This window comes from Streptomyces sp. NPDC006458, assembly GCF_040612135.1.
In the GTDB taxonomy this organism is placed as follows: domain Bacteria; phylum Actinomycetota; class Actinomycetes; order Streptomycetales; family Streptomycetaceae; genus Streptomyces.
The window spans coordinates 262518-278842 of sequence record NZ_JBEXPR010000006.1 but is presented as its reverse complement, the minus strand read 5'-3'; the positions used below and the strand labels follow the sequence as shown (position 1 = coordinate 278842).

The following is a 16325-nucleotide window of genomic DNA, read 5'->3' as shown; positions in this document are numbered from 1 at the left end:
GCATACCGTCCGGTCGGTCCCCAGGGGTCGGACATCTCTTTCCGGCGTCGCTGCACGCCCCGCACCTCCCCGTAGGGCCGGTCGTCACGCCCCGCACCTTCCCGTAGGGCCGGTCGTCACCTTCCCGTCGTCGCCCGAAGGACGGTCTCGCGGCGTCCGGTGCGTGCTCTCGCCGAGCCGGACGGTAGTCGCCGTACCGGACGTATGCGGGCTTCCACCCGGTGCGGCGCGTGGGGGGCACCTCCCACGCCCTCAGGGCAGAGGGGAAGGTTGCCGGGCGTCGCGAGGCGGACGGAAGGTGACGACAGGCACTAGAAACTAGGACCGCTCGGCCTGCTCGACGAGGCGCACGAGCTCGACGCGGGACCGTACGTCCAGGGCCGCGAAGACCCTGCGCAGGTGGTAGTCGACGGTCCGGGTACTCACCGAGAGGATCCGGGCGACCTCCCGGTTCGTCGCCCCGTCGGCGACATGGCGGGCGGCTCTGCCTGTCGTAAACCGTTGCGAACCCGCCCGGGGAGCGGCGGGCGACTGCCACTGTCGGGGTCCCGCGGGCCGTGGCCACCGGCGAAATCACCGGTCGTGCGTCGTTGCGCCCCCCGGGCGCCCGCGTCACGGGGCTTGCGCGGCGGCATGGGGCCTGTGGGACGCTCACCTGCATACCGGTGGCCCGGCCGCCGGTCGGCACGACGTTCGGCACCGTGGAGAGGCGGCGGTATGCGCATCGGACTGCTCGGCACCGGACCGTGGGCCCGGATGACCCACGCGCCCGCCCTGGAGGCCCACCCGGAGCTGGAGCTCACGGGGGTGTGGGGGCGCCGCCCGGACGCCGCCAAGGAACTGGCGACCCTGCATGGGGCCCGCGCGTACGACGATGTCGACGCGCTGCTGGAGGACGTGGACGCCGTCGCCGTGGCGCTGCCGCCCGGTGTGCAGGCCGACCTCGCGGTACGCGCCGCCCGCGCGGGACGTCATCTGCTGCTGGACAAGCCGCTGGCCGCGACGGTCCCGCAGGCGCGGGCGGTGGCCGAGGCCGTGCGAGAGGCGCAGGTCGCGTCGGTGGTGTTCTTCACCACCCGGTTCCAGCCCGAGGCCGAGGTGTGGATCGCCGAACAGGCCGCCGAGGAGGGCTGGTTCACCGCGCGGGCGCAGTGGCTCGGGGCGGTCTTCAGCGGCGGCGACAGCCCCTTCGCGCAGTCCCCGTGGCGGCGGGAGAAGGGCGCGCTGTGGGACGTCGGCCCGCACGCGCTGTCCGTGCTGCTGCCGGTGCTCGGCGACGCGGTGCGGGTGGCGTCCGCGGCGCACGGCCCCGGGGACACGGCCCACCTCGTGGTCGAGCACGAGGGCGGCGCGTTCAGCTCGCTCATCCTCAGTCTCACCGCCCCGCTCGCGGCGGCCGGCACGGACGTGGAGCTGCGGGGCGCGGCCGGGGTCGCCCGGCTGCCGCGCGGCGGCGACGGCCCGGTGCCCGCGCTGTCCCGCGCGGCCGACGCGCTGCTCACCGCCGTCCGCACGGGCCGGCCGCATCCGTGCGACGCGGGGTTCGGCCTGCGGGTGACGGAGATCCTCGCCGAGGCGGAGGCACTGCTCAACGCCGACGAGGGATGACGGGGACGCGCCCTCACCCGCAGCCCGCCAGCGGCCGTTCGCGCAGCTCCCCGCGCCCCCGAACAACCCAGTCCCACGCACCCCGGAAACCAGCAGGGCACCTCCCCAGGGGCGCGAGGAACCGCGCGAACAACCACCACACACCCGCACCCTCACCCAAGAGCCACACACCCAATAGAACGGGCGGAAGCGCAGCCCGGCGACCGACGAACGCCGACGCGACCACGCAGCCCGGCGGCAGCCGGGGAAATGCGGTTGGCCGTCGATGGCCGCGCTCCTAGGGTGGCGCGGTGACGACTCAGGTGATCTTCCTCAACGGCGGCTCCAGCTCGGGCAAGACCGGCATCGCGCGCTGTCTCCAGGCCGTGCTGCCTCAGCCCTGGCTCGCGCTGAGCGTCGACACGTTCGTCGACGCGCTGCCTGCCGCCCTGCGGGACTCCGAGGAGGGCCTGGACATCGCCCCGGACGGCACGATCGGTGTCGGCGCGGGCTTCCGGGACCTGGAGGGGGCCTGGATGACGGGCGTGGCCGCGATGGTCCGCGCGGGCGCCCGGATCGTCCTCGACGACGTCTTCCTCGGCGGCGCCGAGTCCCAGAAGCGCTGGCTGCGGGCCCTGAACGGCCTGGACGTGCTGTGGGTCGGGGTGCGCTGCGCGCCCGCGGTCGCCGCGGGGCGTGAGCTGGCCCGCGGCGACCGCGTCGTGGGCATGGCCGAGGCCCAGGCCGAGCTGGTGCACCGGGGCGTGGCCTACGACCTGGAGATCGACACCGCCCGCACCGAATCCGTGGACTGCGCGCGGGAAATCGCCGCGCACCTGCGGTGAGGGCCCGCTGGGCACCACGGCCGGTGAGCGCCCGCGCGGCACCACGGCATCGCCACGCGACCCGAGTCGCCCCGAACCACAGGCACCGTCACGGATCCTCGTCGGGTTCGTCGCTCCACCGGAACCAGGCTGCATCGCCCTCGATGTGCAGCAGGAACGCCGGCACCGGCCCCCGCGGCGACTCCAGGGACACAAGGCGAAGGATCTCGTCGTACGCCGCCTCCCAGGCCTCCACGTCGAGGTCGCCCTCCACGGAGACCAGCGCCAGTTCGCGGGCGAACAGCTCCCGGACCCCGTCGTAGGCGGGACCCGGCTCGAAGCGTCCCGACAGCCAGGGGAAGTCCGCGTCGTCGATGACGATGTCACCCACGAGCTCCGTGCCCCTCAGCACCCGCCAGACCTCGCCGTCGAACCCCACCGCGCCTCCGTTCCACCGGTCGGTCGAGTATCGCGCGGGTTCGGCCCGCCGCCCTCCGGATGCACTCCGCGCCGAGCCGTTGAATGGTGTTAGTGGACCCGATGACATCCGGGGCCGCGGCACACTCCCTCACCGGAGGAGCACCGATCATGTCCAATTCACAGCCCGAAGCTTCCCCGCCCGAGGCGCACTGGCGTCCGGACCGCGCCACTCCGGACAACCTCCTCCACACCCGTACCGGCGCCGACGTGTCGCCGGAAGACATCGTCCTCGCCTCGGGCAAGGACCTCACTCCGAACACCCTGGAGTGGGCAAAGCGGAAGCTGGCGCAAGAGGGTCCCGCGGCCCTCGACAAGCTGCTGCCCTAGGGCGTGGCCGTACGACTGACGGACCCGGGACGTGCCGAGGGGCGCCACCCGGGTCCAAGGCATGAGCTGCTCCCGCTCCCCGCGGACCGCCCGGCAGACGGTGCTGGACGGCCGTAAGCGGAACGGGACGGGCGACAACGGCCGTTGCCCTTCTCAAGGGCCCGACCGGTGGGGCTATCATCACACGCACACAAGGGCCGTGACCGTCCGTCGCCGGGGCGGGACGGCCGGTGTCCACCACCCCACGCGACGCCCGCCACCCCGAGGCCAACCCTCCTCGGTTCACGGCGGGTTCACCCCCCACAGCATCAACGCCGCCGGGCCGGCCGCCCTCGCGTCGTGCACGACGGAAAGCAGCGCACCATGAGCAACAGCAGGGGTCGAGGGCTTCAGGGCGGCGCGCTGGGCCTGTTCGACACCGTGGTGATGGCCGTCGCGGGCAGCGCCCCGGCGTACTCACTGGCGGCGACCACGGCCGTGCTCGTCTCGGTGGTGGGCGTGGCGAGCCCCGCGGCGCTGCTGTACTGCGCGATACCCATGATCGGCATCGCGCTCGCGTTCGGCCACCTCGGCCGGATCGACGTGAACGCGGGCGCCGGCTACTCCTGGGTGGGCCGTACGCTCCACCCCTTTCTGGGCTTCATCAGCGGCTGGGCGCTGGTGGTGTCGGCGACCATCTTCATGTTGGCCGGATCGCTGCCCGCCGGGGCGATGACGCTGGCCCTGTTCGACGAGGACCTCGCGGGCGGCACGGGGGCCGCGACGGCGGTCGGCGCGCTGTGGTTCCTGGTGATGCTGGCCGTGGTGCTCGGCGGCGCCCGGCTGACCGTGCGCGCCCAACTGCTCATGTCCGGAGTGGAACTGATCATCCTGGTCCTGTTCGTGGGGCTGGCCCTGCTCCGCTCCGACAGCGCCCGCCCCTTCGACTGGTCCTGGCTCGGCTTCGGCCACTTCGACGGCGTCTCGGGCTTCGCCTCGGGCGCGCTGGTCGCCGCGTTCTGCTACTGGGGCTGGGACGTCACCGGCAATCTGAGCGAGGAGACCCGCGAGAGCCGTCGTACGACGGGACGGGCGGCGCTGATCGGGATCGCGATCGTCTTCCTGCTGTACGAGGCGTTCGTGATCGCGGTGAACATGATCCTCACCCCGCGGCAGATCCAGGAGAGCGGAGCGGACGTCCTGGCGGTGCTGGGCGAGGAGATCTGGCCGGGCTGGGGCGGCCGGCTGCTGATGCTGGCGGTGATGCTGTCCACCGTCGCCACCCTGGAGGCCACGCTGATCCAGGTGACCCGGTCGCTGTTCGCGATGGGCCGGGACCGGACCATGCCCTCGGCGCTCGGCCGGATGCACCGGCGGTGGAACACCCCGTGGGTGGCGATCACCGTGGTCGGCACGGTGGCGCTGGCGATGTTCCTCGCCGCGAACGCGCTGGGCTCGGTGGGCGACATCCTCGCCGAGGCGATCAGGGCGATGGGCCTGCAGATCGCCGTCTACTACGGGCTGGCCGGGATCGCGGTCGTGGTCGCCTACCGCGGGGTCCTGCTCAGTTCGCCGAAGCGTTTCCTGCTCGGCGGGGTGTGGCCGCTGTTCGGCTCGCTGTTCATGTTCTTGATCTTCGTGGAGTCGCTCGGCGAGATGAGCGGCGCCTCGATCGCGATCGGTGTCGGCGGGCTGGCGGTGGGGCTGGTGCCGATGTTCTGGTACCGGCGGCGGGGCAGCGACTACTACCGCCCCGCCCGGCTGGACGCCGCCCGGGTCATCGCGACGGAGTACGTGCCGGACCGCCGCGCGGCCGAGGCCGCCCGCGTCCACGAGGGCCTCCCCACCGACTTCTGAGGGGACCCTCGATGGCACGCGACCGTTTCTCCCCCGACTTCGACCCGGACTGCGGCGACAGCGCACTCACCGCCGCCCGGCAGGACATCCTCATCGGCCGCTGGCAGGGCCTGCGGGAACTGCTGCGGGCGACCGGCCCGCACTTGGCCGCGCGCGGCCATCGCGTCCGGCTGCTGGCACAGGCCTGCGCGGGCCGCTCCACCGTGGAGTCCTGGCTGGCGGCCGAGCCGCACAGCGCCGACGCCCTGGTGCTGCGGGCGGCCACCGAGACGGCCCGCGCCTTCCATCTGGCCATCGCGGCGGGCCGGGGCGTGCCCATCGACCAGGACCGCGTCGACACCGCGGTGCGGGCGTGTCTGGCGGCGACTGAGGCGGACCCGGCCGACCCGACGCCGTGGATCTCCCTGATCAGCGTCGCCCGGCTGTACTCCTCGGGTGCCCGGCGTCGCGAACTGGCCCGCTGGTGGGACGAGTTGCACCGGCGCGACCCCTACAGCGTCGAGGGCCGTCTCCAGGTGCTGCACTACTACTCGGCGCGCTGGCACGGCACGCACGGCCAGATGTACGACTTCGCCCGGGACGCGGCCGGAGCGGCACCGTTCGGCTGCGCGCTGCCGGTGCTGGTGCAGTACGCCCGCGTCGAGGAGTACCGCTACGCCCTGGACGCCGCCCGGGGCGAGCAGGCCCGGGTCCGGCTGGGCCAGCACTGGAGCCACGACGCCGCCGTCAGCGACGTACGCCGGACCTGGCAGCGCTGGATCTCCGGGCGGCCGTGGGAGGCGATCGAGCCGTGGGAGCTGCGTGACCTCAACCATCTGGCGCACGCGGCCTGTTACGCGGACACCCCGGACATCGCCGCCGCGCTGCTCGGGATGCTGGGCCGCCGGGCCACGCGCACGCCGTGGGTCTGCACCGGCGATCCGGTGAAGGAGTTCACGCGCTGGCGCGGCCAGGTGCTGCGGTGACGGAGGACCGCGGCGAGCGGCCCCGTCCGTCGCACGGCCCCGCCCCCGTGACGGTTCGGGGCGGCGGGGTTCACAGCGCCCGGCGGCGCATCAGCAGTCCCAGCACCAGCAGGCCCGGGAGCAGCGGCAGCCAGACGGTGAGCAGGCGGTAGCCCATGACGGCGGAGGCCGCCGCCTCGACGGGGGCTCCGGCCGCCGTCAGCGCCAGGGCGAGCACGGCGTCCAGGGAGCCGAGGCCGCCCGGCGTGGGCAGCAGGGCCGCCGCGCTGCTCGCGGCGAGGTAGAGCAGCGCGACCCGGGCGGGCGCCAGCGGCAGGGCGACGGCCTGGGTGACGGCGACCAGGACCGCCACGTGCAGCAGCGCGAAGGCCAGCGAGCCGCCCCACAGGGCGGCCGCCCGCGACGGGCGGCTGTGCACCGCCCTGATGTCGGCGCGCACCCCCACCAGCGCCCGTCGGCAGCGGGGCGCGAGCGGGCTGGCCAGCAGCAGGGCCACGGCGACGGCCACCGCGAGGACGGCGGCGAGGCCCGCCGGCGGGATGCGCGGCACCTGGAGCACGCCCGGACAGGCGAGCGCCAGCGCGACGATGAGCACACCGCGCACCAGGGCGCTCGCCGCGGCCTTCACGCCGAGCGCGGTCGCGGCGCGCGCGCAGGGAATCCCGCAGCGCGTCAGGAAGCGCAGGTTCACCGCGCCCGCGCCGAGGCCCGCGGGCAGCAGATGGTTGGCGGCCGAGGCGGCGAACTGCGCGGCCACCAGCCGCCGCGGCGGCAACGGCCGCGCGATGGCGCCCTGCTGGGCCAGCGCCGAGCACATCCAGGTCAGCAGCGTCGCGGCCGCGCCCACCAGCAGCCACCCCTGGTCGGCGACGGCCAGCCGCAGCGCCCCGCTCTCCAGCACCTGCCAGTGCCGGTGGGCGAGGAACGCGGCGGTCGCCACGACGGCGAGCGAGCCCGCCGTGTGCCAGTAGGCGCGCCCGCGGGCCGGGGCGACGGTGGTGCACTGCTGAGACGTCATACGGTTCCGCCCTCCGGGACGACCCTCCACGGCTGCCCCCTCATACGGATCCGCTCTCTCGGATCACCAAGTACTGCCGCCTTCTCATCCGTTCCCGCCCTCCCGGAGCGCCGGTGCGACGCGCACGTCGAACCCGTCGAAGCGGTACGACGCCCAGGAGCGGGCGTAGCCGGGCGAAGGTCCGCCGGACCTGCTCAGGGCGGCGACCGGCATGGCGCGGGCGGTGCGCAGGACGTCCGCGTCGGTGGTGTTGGCGTTGTGGCCGTGGGTGTTCGCGGAGGCGCAGCCCGTGTAGTGGGCGAGCGGGATGGCCAGGTGGCCGGTGATCAGGCAGGGCGGGCGGACGCCCAGCCGGTGGAGTTCGCCCGCCGTGCGCGCCCAGTCGCGGCGTTCGCCGAGGCTGCGCTCGGCCACGTGCCGGGCGACGAGGAACTGTCCGGCGAGATGCCCGGCGACCGCGACGGCGACGAGGGCCGTGACGAGGGGTCGCAGGGTGCCGCGCGGCCGCCGCACCGGATGCCACAGCGCGTCCGCGACGGGGATCGAGAGCAGGGCATAGGCGGGCAGCAGGAAGCGCGGTGCCGTGTAGCCGATCATGAACAGGTAGGGGAAGGCGGCGGTGCAGGAGCAGGCCAGGGGGACGAGGGTGCGTTCGGTGCGCCCGGCCCGGACGGCGATCCACAGGCCGAGCCCGGCCAGCAGCGGCAGCGCGAGCCACCACAGGGTGATCACCGGGTTGGGCAGGTCGCCGGTGCAGGGCCGGCACAGGGTGCGGCCGGCCAGGCCGCGCAGCTGGTCCCCGACCGCGACGTTCCAGCCGAGGCCGCCCTGGATGCGGGAGGCCTCGTCCAGCCGCTCGGTGAGGCCACCGTGGCTGATCCGGGCCTCGATCACCCACTCGGCCGCCCCGGCGACCAGGCCCCCGAGGAGAGCGGCGAGCAGCCGCAGGTGCCGTACCGCGAGGACGAGGACGAGCAGCGGAAGGGTCGCCCAGACCGCGTCGGCGGGCCGCATCAGCGCCATCAGCGCGGCGCTCGCGGCGACGCCCCAAAGGGCCGCCCGGTCGTGGCGGTCGGCGCGGACCCGCAGCAGGCAGCCGGTGCAGCTCAGGGCGCCGATCGCGACCCAGTGGTTGGGCATGGCCTGCGGGCCGTAGAAGAGGGTCACCCACAGGGAGGCGAACAGCGCGCCCGCGGTGGCGAGAACGCGTTCGGGGAACAGGCCGCGCCAGGCGCGCAGGGCCAGGTAGAGACCGAGACCGGCGAGGACCGCCAGGTAGACGCGCAGAGTTGCGACGGAGTCCGACCAGGAGGTGACCGGTGCCACCAGCAGGGTGACCCCGCGGGCGCGCGGTGCGCTGAAGAAGGCCGCGGGGGCGCGGTCGTCGACCTGGCTGACGTAGACGATCTCGTCCCAGCCGAGGCCCAAGCGCGGGGAGATCAGCAGGAGTTGGACCAGGACGAAGGCTGCCGCGACGAGGGTGGTGGGGCCGGGGCGGGCCAGGCGCGGGGTTCCGGCGCGGGTGGCGCTCGCGCTGTCGGCCATCGCCTGCCCCTCCCCCACGGCTCGCACGGCTCGCCGGACGGCCAGCTTTTGTCAGGGAAAACAAGCAAAAACTAACCCACTTCGTGCGCGCGTGCCGAGCGCCGTACGGCCGACCGCATGACCCGGGCCGGGCCGGGCGAGGTCCCGCGGTCCTTCTGGGGAGGGTCCCGCGGGACCTCTGCCGGGGCCTGCGCGGCCCCGGCGGGGAGGCCGGTGCCGTCAGCGGCTGTCCGGGCGGCGGTGCGCGGGCTGTCGCGGCGCCGGGAGCGCCGCCGGGGCCGGGACGGAGCGGACGGCCGGTCCGTCGGGGGTGACGGTCAGGACCTCGCCGTGGTGGCGGATGCGCAGCGGTTCCCCGCAGAGCAGCGTGTACGTGGCCTTGTCCTGGTAGATCTCCACGCGCAGGCGGCGGCCGAGGAGCTGGAGGTTGAAGGCGAGGCGGCCGAGGCGCTCGGGCAGACGCGGGGCGAAGCGCAGCCCGTGGGCGTCCCGGCGCATGCCGCCGAACCCGGCGACCAGGGCCATCCAGGTACCGGCCAGCGAGGCGATGTGCAGGCCGTCGCGGGTGTTGTGCTCCAGGTCGGCGAGGTCCATCAGCGCGGCCTCGGCGGTGTAGTCGTAGGCGAGGCCGAGGTGTCCCGCCTGGGCGGCGATGACGGCCTGGCAGCACGCCGAGAGGGAGGAGTCCCGCACGGTGAGCGCCTCGTAGTAGGCGAAGTTGCGGGCGATGTGCTCCTCGTCGAAGTGGTCGGGGCAGGTGTACATCGCCAGGACCAGGTCGGCCTGTTTGACGACCTGTTTGCGGTAGAGGTCGTAGTAGGGGAAGTTCAGCAGCAGGGGGTACTGGTCGGGGCGGGTGCCCTCGAAGTCCCAGCGCTGGTGGCGGGTGAAGCCCGCGTGCTGCTCGTGGACGCCGAGTTCGCGGTTGTAGGGGAGGTGCACGGCCTCGGCGGCGTCCCGCCAGGCGGCGCTCTCCTCCTCGTCGACGCCGAGCCGCGCGGCCTGTTCGGGGTGGCGTGCGACGGCGTCGGCCGCGGCGAGCAGGTTCGCGCGGGCCATGAGGTTGGTGTACGTGTTGTCGTCGACGACCGCGCTGTACTCGTCGGGGCCGGTGACGCCGTCGATGTGGAACGTGCCGTGCGGGTCGTGGTGGCCCAGCGAGCGCCACAGCCGGGCCGTCTCCACCAGCAGTTCGACGCCGGTCCCGCGCTCGAAGGCGGTGTCGCCGGTGGCGGAGACGTACCGGACGACGGCGTCGGCTATGGCGGCGTTGACGTGGAAGGCGGCGGTGCCCGCCGGCCAGTACGCCGAGCCCTCGGAGCCCTCGATGGTGCGCCAGGGGAACGCGGCGCCGCGCAGGCCGAGCTGGGCGGCGCGCTCGCGGGCGGCGGGCAGGGTGCTCTGCCGCCAGCGCAGGGCCTCGGCGACCGCGTCGGGCGAGGTGTAGGTGAGCAGCGGCAGCACGAAGGTCTCGGTGTCCCAGAAGGCGTGTCCGTCGTAGCCGGAGCCGGTCAGGCCCTTGGCGGGAATGGCGCGCCCCTCGGCGCGGGCGCCGGCCTGCAGGACGTGGAAGAGGGCGAAGCGTACGGCCTGCTGGATCTCCTCGTCGCCGTCCACCTCGACGTCGGCGCGGGTCCAGAAGTCGTCGAGGTGGGCCCGCTGCTCCGCGAGGAGTCCGGCCCAGCCGCTGTGCGCGGCGGCGGCGAGGGCCGCGTCGACCTGGTCGCTCATCGCGGGCCGGGACCGGGTGCCGGACCAGCCGTGCGCGACGAACTTCTCCACCCGCAGCCGCTGTCCGGGCTCCAGTACGGAGGTGACGGTCAGCCGGGCCACGTCCGGGTCGCTCTCGGCGCCGGTCCGGGTGCCCTCGGGGCCGGTGACGGTGTGGTCGGCGGCGACGGCGACCCTCAGGCCGCTGTTGCGGGTGTGGTGGACCAGGCGCAGCCGGCTGCCGGAGGCGAAGGACTCCTCCGGTTCCAGGGGCGACTTCAGGCCGGCGGCGGCGCGCGGGTCGCCGACGGCGTCGGGCAGCGACTCGTTGGCGACCAGTTCGGACTGGACGACCACCCGGGTGCGGCCGTCCACGGGCTCCACCTCGTAGGCGACGGCGGCGATCGCCCGCTGGGTGAGGGAGACCAGCCGGGTGGAGCGCACCCGCACGGTGGTGCCCGCCGGGGATGTCCACTCGCAGACCCGTTCCAGGACGCCCCGGCGCAGGTCCAGGGTGCGCTCGTGGCAGACCAGGCGGCCGTAGCGCAGGTCGAAGGGTTCGTCGTCGACGAGGAGCCGCAGCACCTTGCCGTTGGTGACGTTGATGACGGTCTGCCCGCGGTCGGGGTAGCCGTAGCCCGCCTCGGCGTACGGCAGCGGGTGCACCTCGTGGACGCCGCCCAGGTAGGAGCCGGGCAGGCCGTGCGGTTCGCCCTCGTCGAGGTTTCCGCGCCAGCCGACATGGCCGTTGGACAGGGCGAACACCGACTCGCTCTGCGCGAGGACGTCGAGGCCGAGCGATGTCTCGCGCACGGTCCACGGCTCGACGGTGTAGGAGCGGCCGGCGATCACGCGTTGCCCCCCAGTTCGGCGAGGTCCTTCACGACGATGTCGGCGCCGTGCGCGTACAGCGCGTCGGTCTGTCCGGTGCGGTCGAGGCCGACGACGTAGCCGAAGCCGCCGGAGCGCGCGGCGTCCATGCCGGCCAGCGCGTCCTCGAACACCGCCGCCTGCCCGGCGGCCAGGCCCAGGTCCCGGGCGGCGGCGAGGAACGTGTCAGGGCGCGGCTTGCCGGGCAGGCCGCGCTCGGCGGCCACGATCCCGTCGATCCGGACGTCGAACAGGTCCTCGGCGTGGACCGCGCGCAGCACGTCACGGCAGTTGGCGCTGGCCGAGACGACCGCGGTGCGCATCCCCGCGGCGCGCACCGCCTCGATGTAGCGCAGCGTGCCCTCGTACGCCTGGACACCGCCGGTGCGGATCTTCTCCAGCAGCAGTTCGTTCTTGCGGTTGCCGAGGCCGTGCACGGTGTCCGCCCGGGGCGGGTCGTCCGGGCCGCCCTCGGGCAGTTCGATGCCGCGCGAGGCGAGGAAGGTGCGTACGCCGTCCGCGCGGGGGCGGCCGTCGACGTACTCGCCGTATTCGCCGACCGCGTCGAACGGCCGGTAGCCGGGGCCCTCGCGCTCACGCAGGAACGCGTCGAACATCTCCTTCCAGGCGGCCGCGTGCACCACGGCCGTCTTCGTCACGACGCCGTCGAGGTCGAACAGGCAGGCCTGGATTCCTTCGGGGAGACCGAGTTCCGTCATAGAGGTCACGCCTGCCCGCTCGGCGGCCTTCTTATGACCGACTCGTGTGCGGGTGGGTCTGGTTCAAGACGTCCTGGGGCGGGCTGCCACACTCCTGGGTGTGGCTGTGACCTTCGACGACCTCCTCGTCCGTGCCCGTGCCCTCGCCGCGGGCGGCGGCCGTGCCCTGCTGGGCATCGCGGGCGCTCCGGGCGCGGGCAAGACGACCCTGGCCGAGCATCTGGTCCGCGCTCTCGACACCGGGGGCGAGCCGTGGGTGGCGCATGTGCCGATGGACGGCTTCCATCTCGCCGACGGGGAGCTGGACCGGCTGGGCAGACGGGACCGCAAGGGCGCCCCGGACACCTTCGACGCGGCCGGGTACGCCGCGCTGCTGCGCCGGCTGCGGGTGGAGGCGGACGGCCCGGACACGGTCTACGCGCCGGGTTTCGAGCGGGTCCTGGAGCAGCCGCTGGCGGGCGCGGTGCCGGTGCCGCCGTCGGCGCGGCTGGTGGTGACGGAGGGCAACTATCTGCTGCTGGGGACGGGCGCCTGGGCGCGGGTGCGGGCCGAGCTGGACGAGGTGTGGTTCTGCGAGCTGGAGGAGACCGAGCGGATCGGACGGCTGGTCGCCCGGCACAAGGAGTTCGGCAAGGCCCATGAGGAGGCGGTGGCCTGGGTGCTGGGCACCGACCAGCACAACGCGGACCTGATCGCGACGACCCGGCACCGGGCGGATCTGGTGGTGCCGGGGGCGGCGGTGCCGGTGCCGTAGCCCTGGGTGCACACGCGTTTGAGTGTCCGGAAGCCGAGGCCCGTACCCCTTGTCGGGGGCGAAGTACAGGGTGGTTCCGGTCTTCTCCCGACGACCGGTGCGAAGGTGGGGTAATGCGGCGTTCACTGCTCACCGGGCTCCGGCGGGTCCTGCGGTCGCGCTGGGCGGTCCGCCTGGCCGTGGCGGTGCTGCTCGGGCAGATGGCGGTCGCCATGGTGACCACGGCCGTACGGCAGACCCCCACCATCGACGAACCCGTGTACGTGGGCGCGGCCGTCGTCCAGTGGCGCGAGCACAGCCTGCGCCACAACCCCGAACACCCGCCGCTGGGCAAGCTGCTGATCGGCGCCGGGGCGGCGTTCGCCGGTCCCCGGCTGGAGCCGCCGCTGCCCGCGGACCAAGGGCTGCTGGGGCGGCGGCTGTTGTACGAGTCGGGCAACGACCCGTGGCGGTTGATGCTCTGCGCGCGGCTCCCGGTGATCGCGCTGACCCTGCTGTTCGGCCTGGTCGTCTTCGCCTTCGCCGGTGAACTGACCGGCCCCGCGGGCGGGTCGGTGGCGCTGGCGCTGTACGCCTTCTCCCCCGATGTCATCGCGCACGGCTCGCTGGCCACGCTGGACGTGCCCGCGGCCGGGTTTCTGCTGACGTCGGTGTGGCTGGCCTGGCGGGCACGTCGTCGGCCGGGACTGTACCTGCCGCTCGCGGGAGCCGCGCTCGGGGCGGCGGTGGCCACCCGGATGAACGCGCTGGCGGCGCTGCCCGTGCTGGCGGCCCTGGCCGCGCTGTCCGTGCGGCACGCGCGGCCGGGCGCCCGGGCAAGGGCGCTGGCGGGGGCGGGGGTTGTGGCGCTGGTCGCCCTGGCCGTCGTCTGGGGGGCGTATCTGACGGTGGATCCGCGGCTGCGCTGGGCGCCGGTGCGGGTGCCGGACGTACGGGGGCTGCGCGGGGTGCTGGTCGGTCTGCTGCCGCTGCCGGAGCCGTTCCGGGACGGGATGCGGCTCCAGTTCGCCCTGGAGAACCGGCCCTGGAAGGGCTTCCTGTTCGGCCGCCTCTACACCGGCTCGCTCTGGTACTACCTGCCGGCCGCGCTGCTGGTGAAGACCCCGCTGGGCATGCTCGCCCTGTGGACGGCCGGGGCGGTGTCGCTGACGGCCGTACGGCGACTGCGGCCGGCCGCGCCCTATCTGCTGGCGCCCGCCGCCGTGCTGCTGGCGGCGGCGATGTGGGGCTCGCGGGACTTCGGGACGCGGTACGCGGTGTTCCTGCCGATGTTCCTCGCGGTGGCGGCGGCCGGGGTGCCGGCGCTGCGTCGGCGGTGGGCGCCGGCCGCGGCGGCGGCGCTCGCGCTGTTCGTCGCGGTCAGCTCGGCGCGGGCGTACCCCTTCTATCTCCCGTACTCCAACGAGGCGTTCGGCGGTCCGGCCGCCACCCGGCTGCGGCTGCACGACTCCAACGTGGACTGGGGCCAGGATCTCGGCCGGCTCGCCGAGCGGCTGCGCGAGCGCTGGCCCGGACAGCGCGTGTGGCTCGTCTACAAGGGCAGCGGTGTGCCCTCCTACTACGGCATCCTGGCGGCCGATCCACGCCGCGTCCCCGCGGACCGGGTGCGCGGACTGCTGGTCGTGTCCGACTCCGCGGCGGCGAAGGCCCGGGGGCGGCTGGCCGAGTTGCTGGGCAGCAGCCGGGCGGTGGAGGACGTCGGGCACTCCATCACGGTCTACCGGCGCTAGCGGCCCCGGCGGGCAACGTCTGGCCCGTCAAGGAGCGGCGTGGCGTCCGGTGCGTGCTCCGGGGGAGTGCCGGGTGCGGGCCCCCGTACTGGATGTACTCGGGTTCGCGCCCGGTGCGGCGAGCGGGCGTGCCGGGCGTCGCGACGGGGCGAACGCTGCCTGTTGGGGCGCTTAGCGCTGGTCAGAAGGCTGGGGTGAGCTATGTTGAACGTCTGTGGGCAATGAAGGAGGCACACCGGTGCCATCGCAGCAGCAGGCACGCGCACAGGCGTCGGCGATCAGCTCGGGCAGCGCGGCCGCCGAGGATGAGGCCGCGCCGGCCGCGCCGGCCTCCCAGCTCAGGACGCTCTTCGACAGGCCGCGGCTCTCGCCCGGCCAGCGTCGCATCGCCCAGTACCTGATCGACCACCTCACCGAGGCCGCGTTCCTGTCGATCACCGACCTCGCGGACCGGGTCGGGGTGAGCCAGCCGTCGGTGACCCGGTTCGCGGCGGCGGTCGGTTTCAGCGGCTACCCCGCGCTGCGCGAGAAGTTGCAGGCCATCGCCCTCGGCTCGATCGGCGGGCCGTCGGTCTCCGAGGAGACGGGCAACGAGCTCCAGGCCGCGGTGGACGCGGAGATCGAGAACCTGGAGAACCTGCGCCGCGACTTCGCCGCCCCCGGCCGGCTGATCGACATCGGCCGCAAGCTGTCGCGGTCGACCCCGCTGACGGTCCTCGGTCTGCGCATCTCGGCCTCCCTCGCCGAGTACTTCGCCTACGCGGCGCGCCGCATCCATCCGGACGTACGGCTGGTGACGCGCGGCGGCAGTGTCGCCTACGACGCGCTGCTCCAGTCGCACGAGGCGGGCGGCACCTGGGTGCTGGCGTTCTCCATGCCGCGGCACGCGCAGGAGACGCTGACGGCGGTACGGGTGGCGCGCGGGGCGGGGCTGCGGGTGGCGCTGATCACCGACCTGGCGCTCGGGCCGCTGGCCGACGAGGCCGATGTCACCTTCGCCACCGGGACCGGGTCCCGGCTGGTGTTCGACTCCTATGCCGCACCCGGTCTGATGGCCTCCGCACTGCTCCAGGCCATGACCGACGCGGACCCCGAGCGCACCCACGCGCGGCTGGAGGAGTACGAGCAGATCTCCGAGCAGCATCAATTCTTCCTCAAGGACTGAGGTCGTCGAGGGCCGCTCTTCGGTTCGCATCACCGCAAAAGCGGCATGAATTTTTTCATGCTTATTGCATACCCAGCGGTATATATAAATACTGTCGCGGACACACCCGGCCCCGCCGTCACCTACCCGCGTCGGCAGCTGGGTGTCCGGTCGGGCATCGCTTGCGCGAGCCCCCGTGGACGGCCCCGGTCATCCCCTAGGCCGGGGCCGCCCACGACCCCGTGGAGATCCCCACGACGCCGCACGACCCGGAAGCGATGATCATGACCATAATGACGATGCGCACAGGCCCGGACTGGCCGTGCCAGGTCAAGACTCCCGGCAGTTATGACTGGGAGCGCTCGGCCGCCAGGTGGCTGCGCGAGCTCGTGCCGGCGCGCTATGCCAGCTATCCCGCGCTGATGCGTCATCCGGTCCTGCTGGCCCGGCACGCGCAGATCCAGGTCCAGCAGGAGGTCCGGGTCGCCCGTACCGCGCTCCAGACCGCCCGCGCCGACCTGCCGCGGCTCGGCATGCCGGAGTCGGTCATCGAGCACACCATCAAGATGTACGCCGCCGAGGTCATGCAGTTGCAGCACATCGCGCGCAGTGTGCGTGCGGTGAGCGAGGCACTGGCCGACCGCACGACCGCGGGGCGCTGACCCCCGCCAAGGCCACCGACCACACCCGGGGCGCCGACCGCCCCGACCGACCGCGGGGCGCTGACCCCCGCCAAAACCACCGACCACACCCGGGGCGCCGACCGCCCCGATCGCACCCCTTGTACGCCGGCTGGGTCCCCGCTCGGACCCGCTC

At 74.0% G+C, this 16325-nt stretch carries 14 protein-coding genes and 1 pseudogene; 9 read left to right on the top strand and 6 right to left on the bottom strand.

What is annotated here, in order from left to right:
* Window positions 1-318: 318 nt before the first annotated feature.
* A pseudogene (locus tag ABZZ79_RS11005) lies at window positions 319-486 on the bottom strand (helix-turn-helix transcriptional regulator); the annotation flags it as partial.
* 231 nt (window positions 487-717) lie between these two features.
* On the opposite strand from ABZZ79_RS11005, the gene ABZZ79_RS11000 reads away from it, so the two are divergent.
* Window positions 718-1608, top strand: a complete 891-nt coding sequence (locus tag ABZZ79_RS11000; RefSeq protein ID WP_356688604.1) for a Gfo/Idh/MocA family oxidoreductase — start codon at window positions 718-720, stop codon at window positions 1606-1608.
* A 290-nt stretch (window positions 1609-1898) separates the two neighbouring features.
* Window positions 1899-2432 (top strand): chloramphenicol phosphotransferase CPT, encoded by a 534-nt coding sequence (gene cpt / locus ABZZ79_RS10995; protein ID WP_356688603.1) that lies wholly within the window; start codon window positions 1899-1901, stop codon window positions 2430-2432.
* 88 nt (window positions 2433-2520) lie between these two features.
* On the opposite strand, the gene ABZZ79_RS10990 is transcribed toward cpt, so the two are convergent.
* On the bottom strand, window positions 2521-2850 hold the full coding sequence (locus ABZZ79_RS10990) for a hypothetical protein (RefSeq protein ID WP_356688602.1): 330 nt from the start codon (window positions 2848-2850) through the stop codon (window positions 2521-2523).
* 149 nt (window positions 2851-2999) lie between these two features.
* Here ABZZ79_RS10990 and ABZZ79_RS10985 point away from each other — a divergent pair, with 149 nt between their 5' ends.
* The 3 genes from ABZZ79_RS10985 to ABZZ79_RS10975 all read left to right on the top strand — a co-directional run bounded on the left by ABZZ79_RS10985 (window position 3000) and on the right by ABZZ79_RS10975 (window position 6019).
* Window positions 3000-3218: a hypothetical protein gene (locus ABZZ79_RS10985; protein ID WP_356688601.1), complete on the top strand. Its 219-nt coding sequence runs from the start codon at window positions 3000-3002 to the stop codon at window positions 3216-3218.
* 363 nt (window positions 3219-3581) lie between these two features.
* The gene (locus ABZZ79_RS10980) at window positions 3582-5054 is read left to right on the top strand and encodes an APC family permease (protein ID WP_356688600.1); all 1473 of its coding nucleotides are present in this window, start codon (window positions 3582-3584) and stop codon (window positions 5052-5054) included.
* Between the two features lie 11 nt (window positions 5055-5065).
* On the top strand, window positions 5066-6019 hold the full coding sequence (locus tag ABZZ79_RS10975; RefSeq protein WP_356688599.1) for a hypothetical protein: 954 nt from the start codon (window positions 5066-5068) through the stop codon (window positions 6017-6019).
* Between the two features lie 70 nt (window positions 6020-6089).
* Here ABZZ79_RS10975 and ABZZ79_RS10970 read toward each other — a convergent pair whose 3' ends face one another.
* The 4 genes from ABZZ79_RS10970 to ABZZ79_RS10955 form a co-directional block, all read right to left on the bottom strand.
* The gene (locus ABZZ79_RS10970; protein ID WP_356688598.1) at window positions 6090-7037 is read right to left on the bottom strand and encodes a lysylphosphatidylglycerol synthase domain-containing protein; all 948 of its coding nucleotides are present in this window, start codon (window positions 7035-7037) and stop codon (window positions 6090-6092) included.
* 84 nt (window positions 7038-7121) lie between these two features.
* A complete protein-coding gene (locus ABZZ79_RS10965; RefSeq protein WP_356688597.1) occupies window positions 7122-8582 on the bottom strand; it encodes a hypothetical protein in 1461 nt (486 codons plus the stop codon).
* Between the two features lie 219 nt (window positions 8583-8801).
* Window positions 8802-11144, bottom strand: coding sequence for a glycosyl hydrolase family 65 protein (locus ABZZ79_RS10960; RefSeq protein ID WP_356688596.1), 2343 nt, complete (start codon window positions 11142-11144; stop codon window positions 8802-8804).
* Window positions 11141-11881: a beta-phosphoglucomutase family hydrolase gene (locus ABZZ79_RS10955; protein ID WP_356688595.1), complete on the bottom strand. Its 741-nt coding sequence runs from the start codon at window positions 11879-11881 to the stop codon at window positions 11141-11143. The genes ABZZ79_RS10960 and ABZZ79_RS10955 overlap by 4 nt, the downstream gene beginning before the upstream one ends.
* 100 nt (window positions 11882-11981) lie before the next feature.
* Here ABZZ79_RS10955 and ABZZ79_RS10950 point away from each other — a divergent pair, with 100 nt between their 5' ends.
* From ABZZ79_RS10950 to ABZZ79_RS10935, 4 genes are all read left to right on the top strand, one after another.
* Window positions 11982-12635 (top strand): nucleoside/nucleotide kinase family protein, encoded by a 654-nt coding sequence (locus ABZZ79_RS10950; protein WP_356688594.1) that lies wholly within the window; start codon window positions 11982-11984, stop codon window positions 12633-12635.
* Between the two features lie 113 nt (window positions 12636-12748).
* Entirely contained in the window at window positions 12749-14365 is a 1617-nt protein-coding gene (locus ABZZ79_RS10945; protein ID WP_356688593.1) for a glycosyltransferase family 39 protein, read from the top strand.
* Between the two features lie 238 nt (window positions 14366-14603).
* Window positions 14604-15530, top strand: coding sequence for a MurR/RpiR family transcriptional regulator (locus ABZZ79_RS10940; protein WP_356688592.1), 927 nt, complete (start codon window positions 14604-14606; stop codon window positions 15528-15530).
* A 257-nt stretch (window positions 15531-15787) separates the two neighbouring features.
* On the top strand, window positions 15788-16171 hold the full coding sequence (locus ABZZ79_RS10935) for a hypothetical protein (RefSeq protein ID WP_356688591.1): 384 nt from the start codon (window positions 15788-15790) through the stop codon (window positions 16169-16171).
* The last annotated feature ends 154 nt before the right edge of the window (window positions 16172-16325 follow it).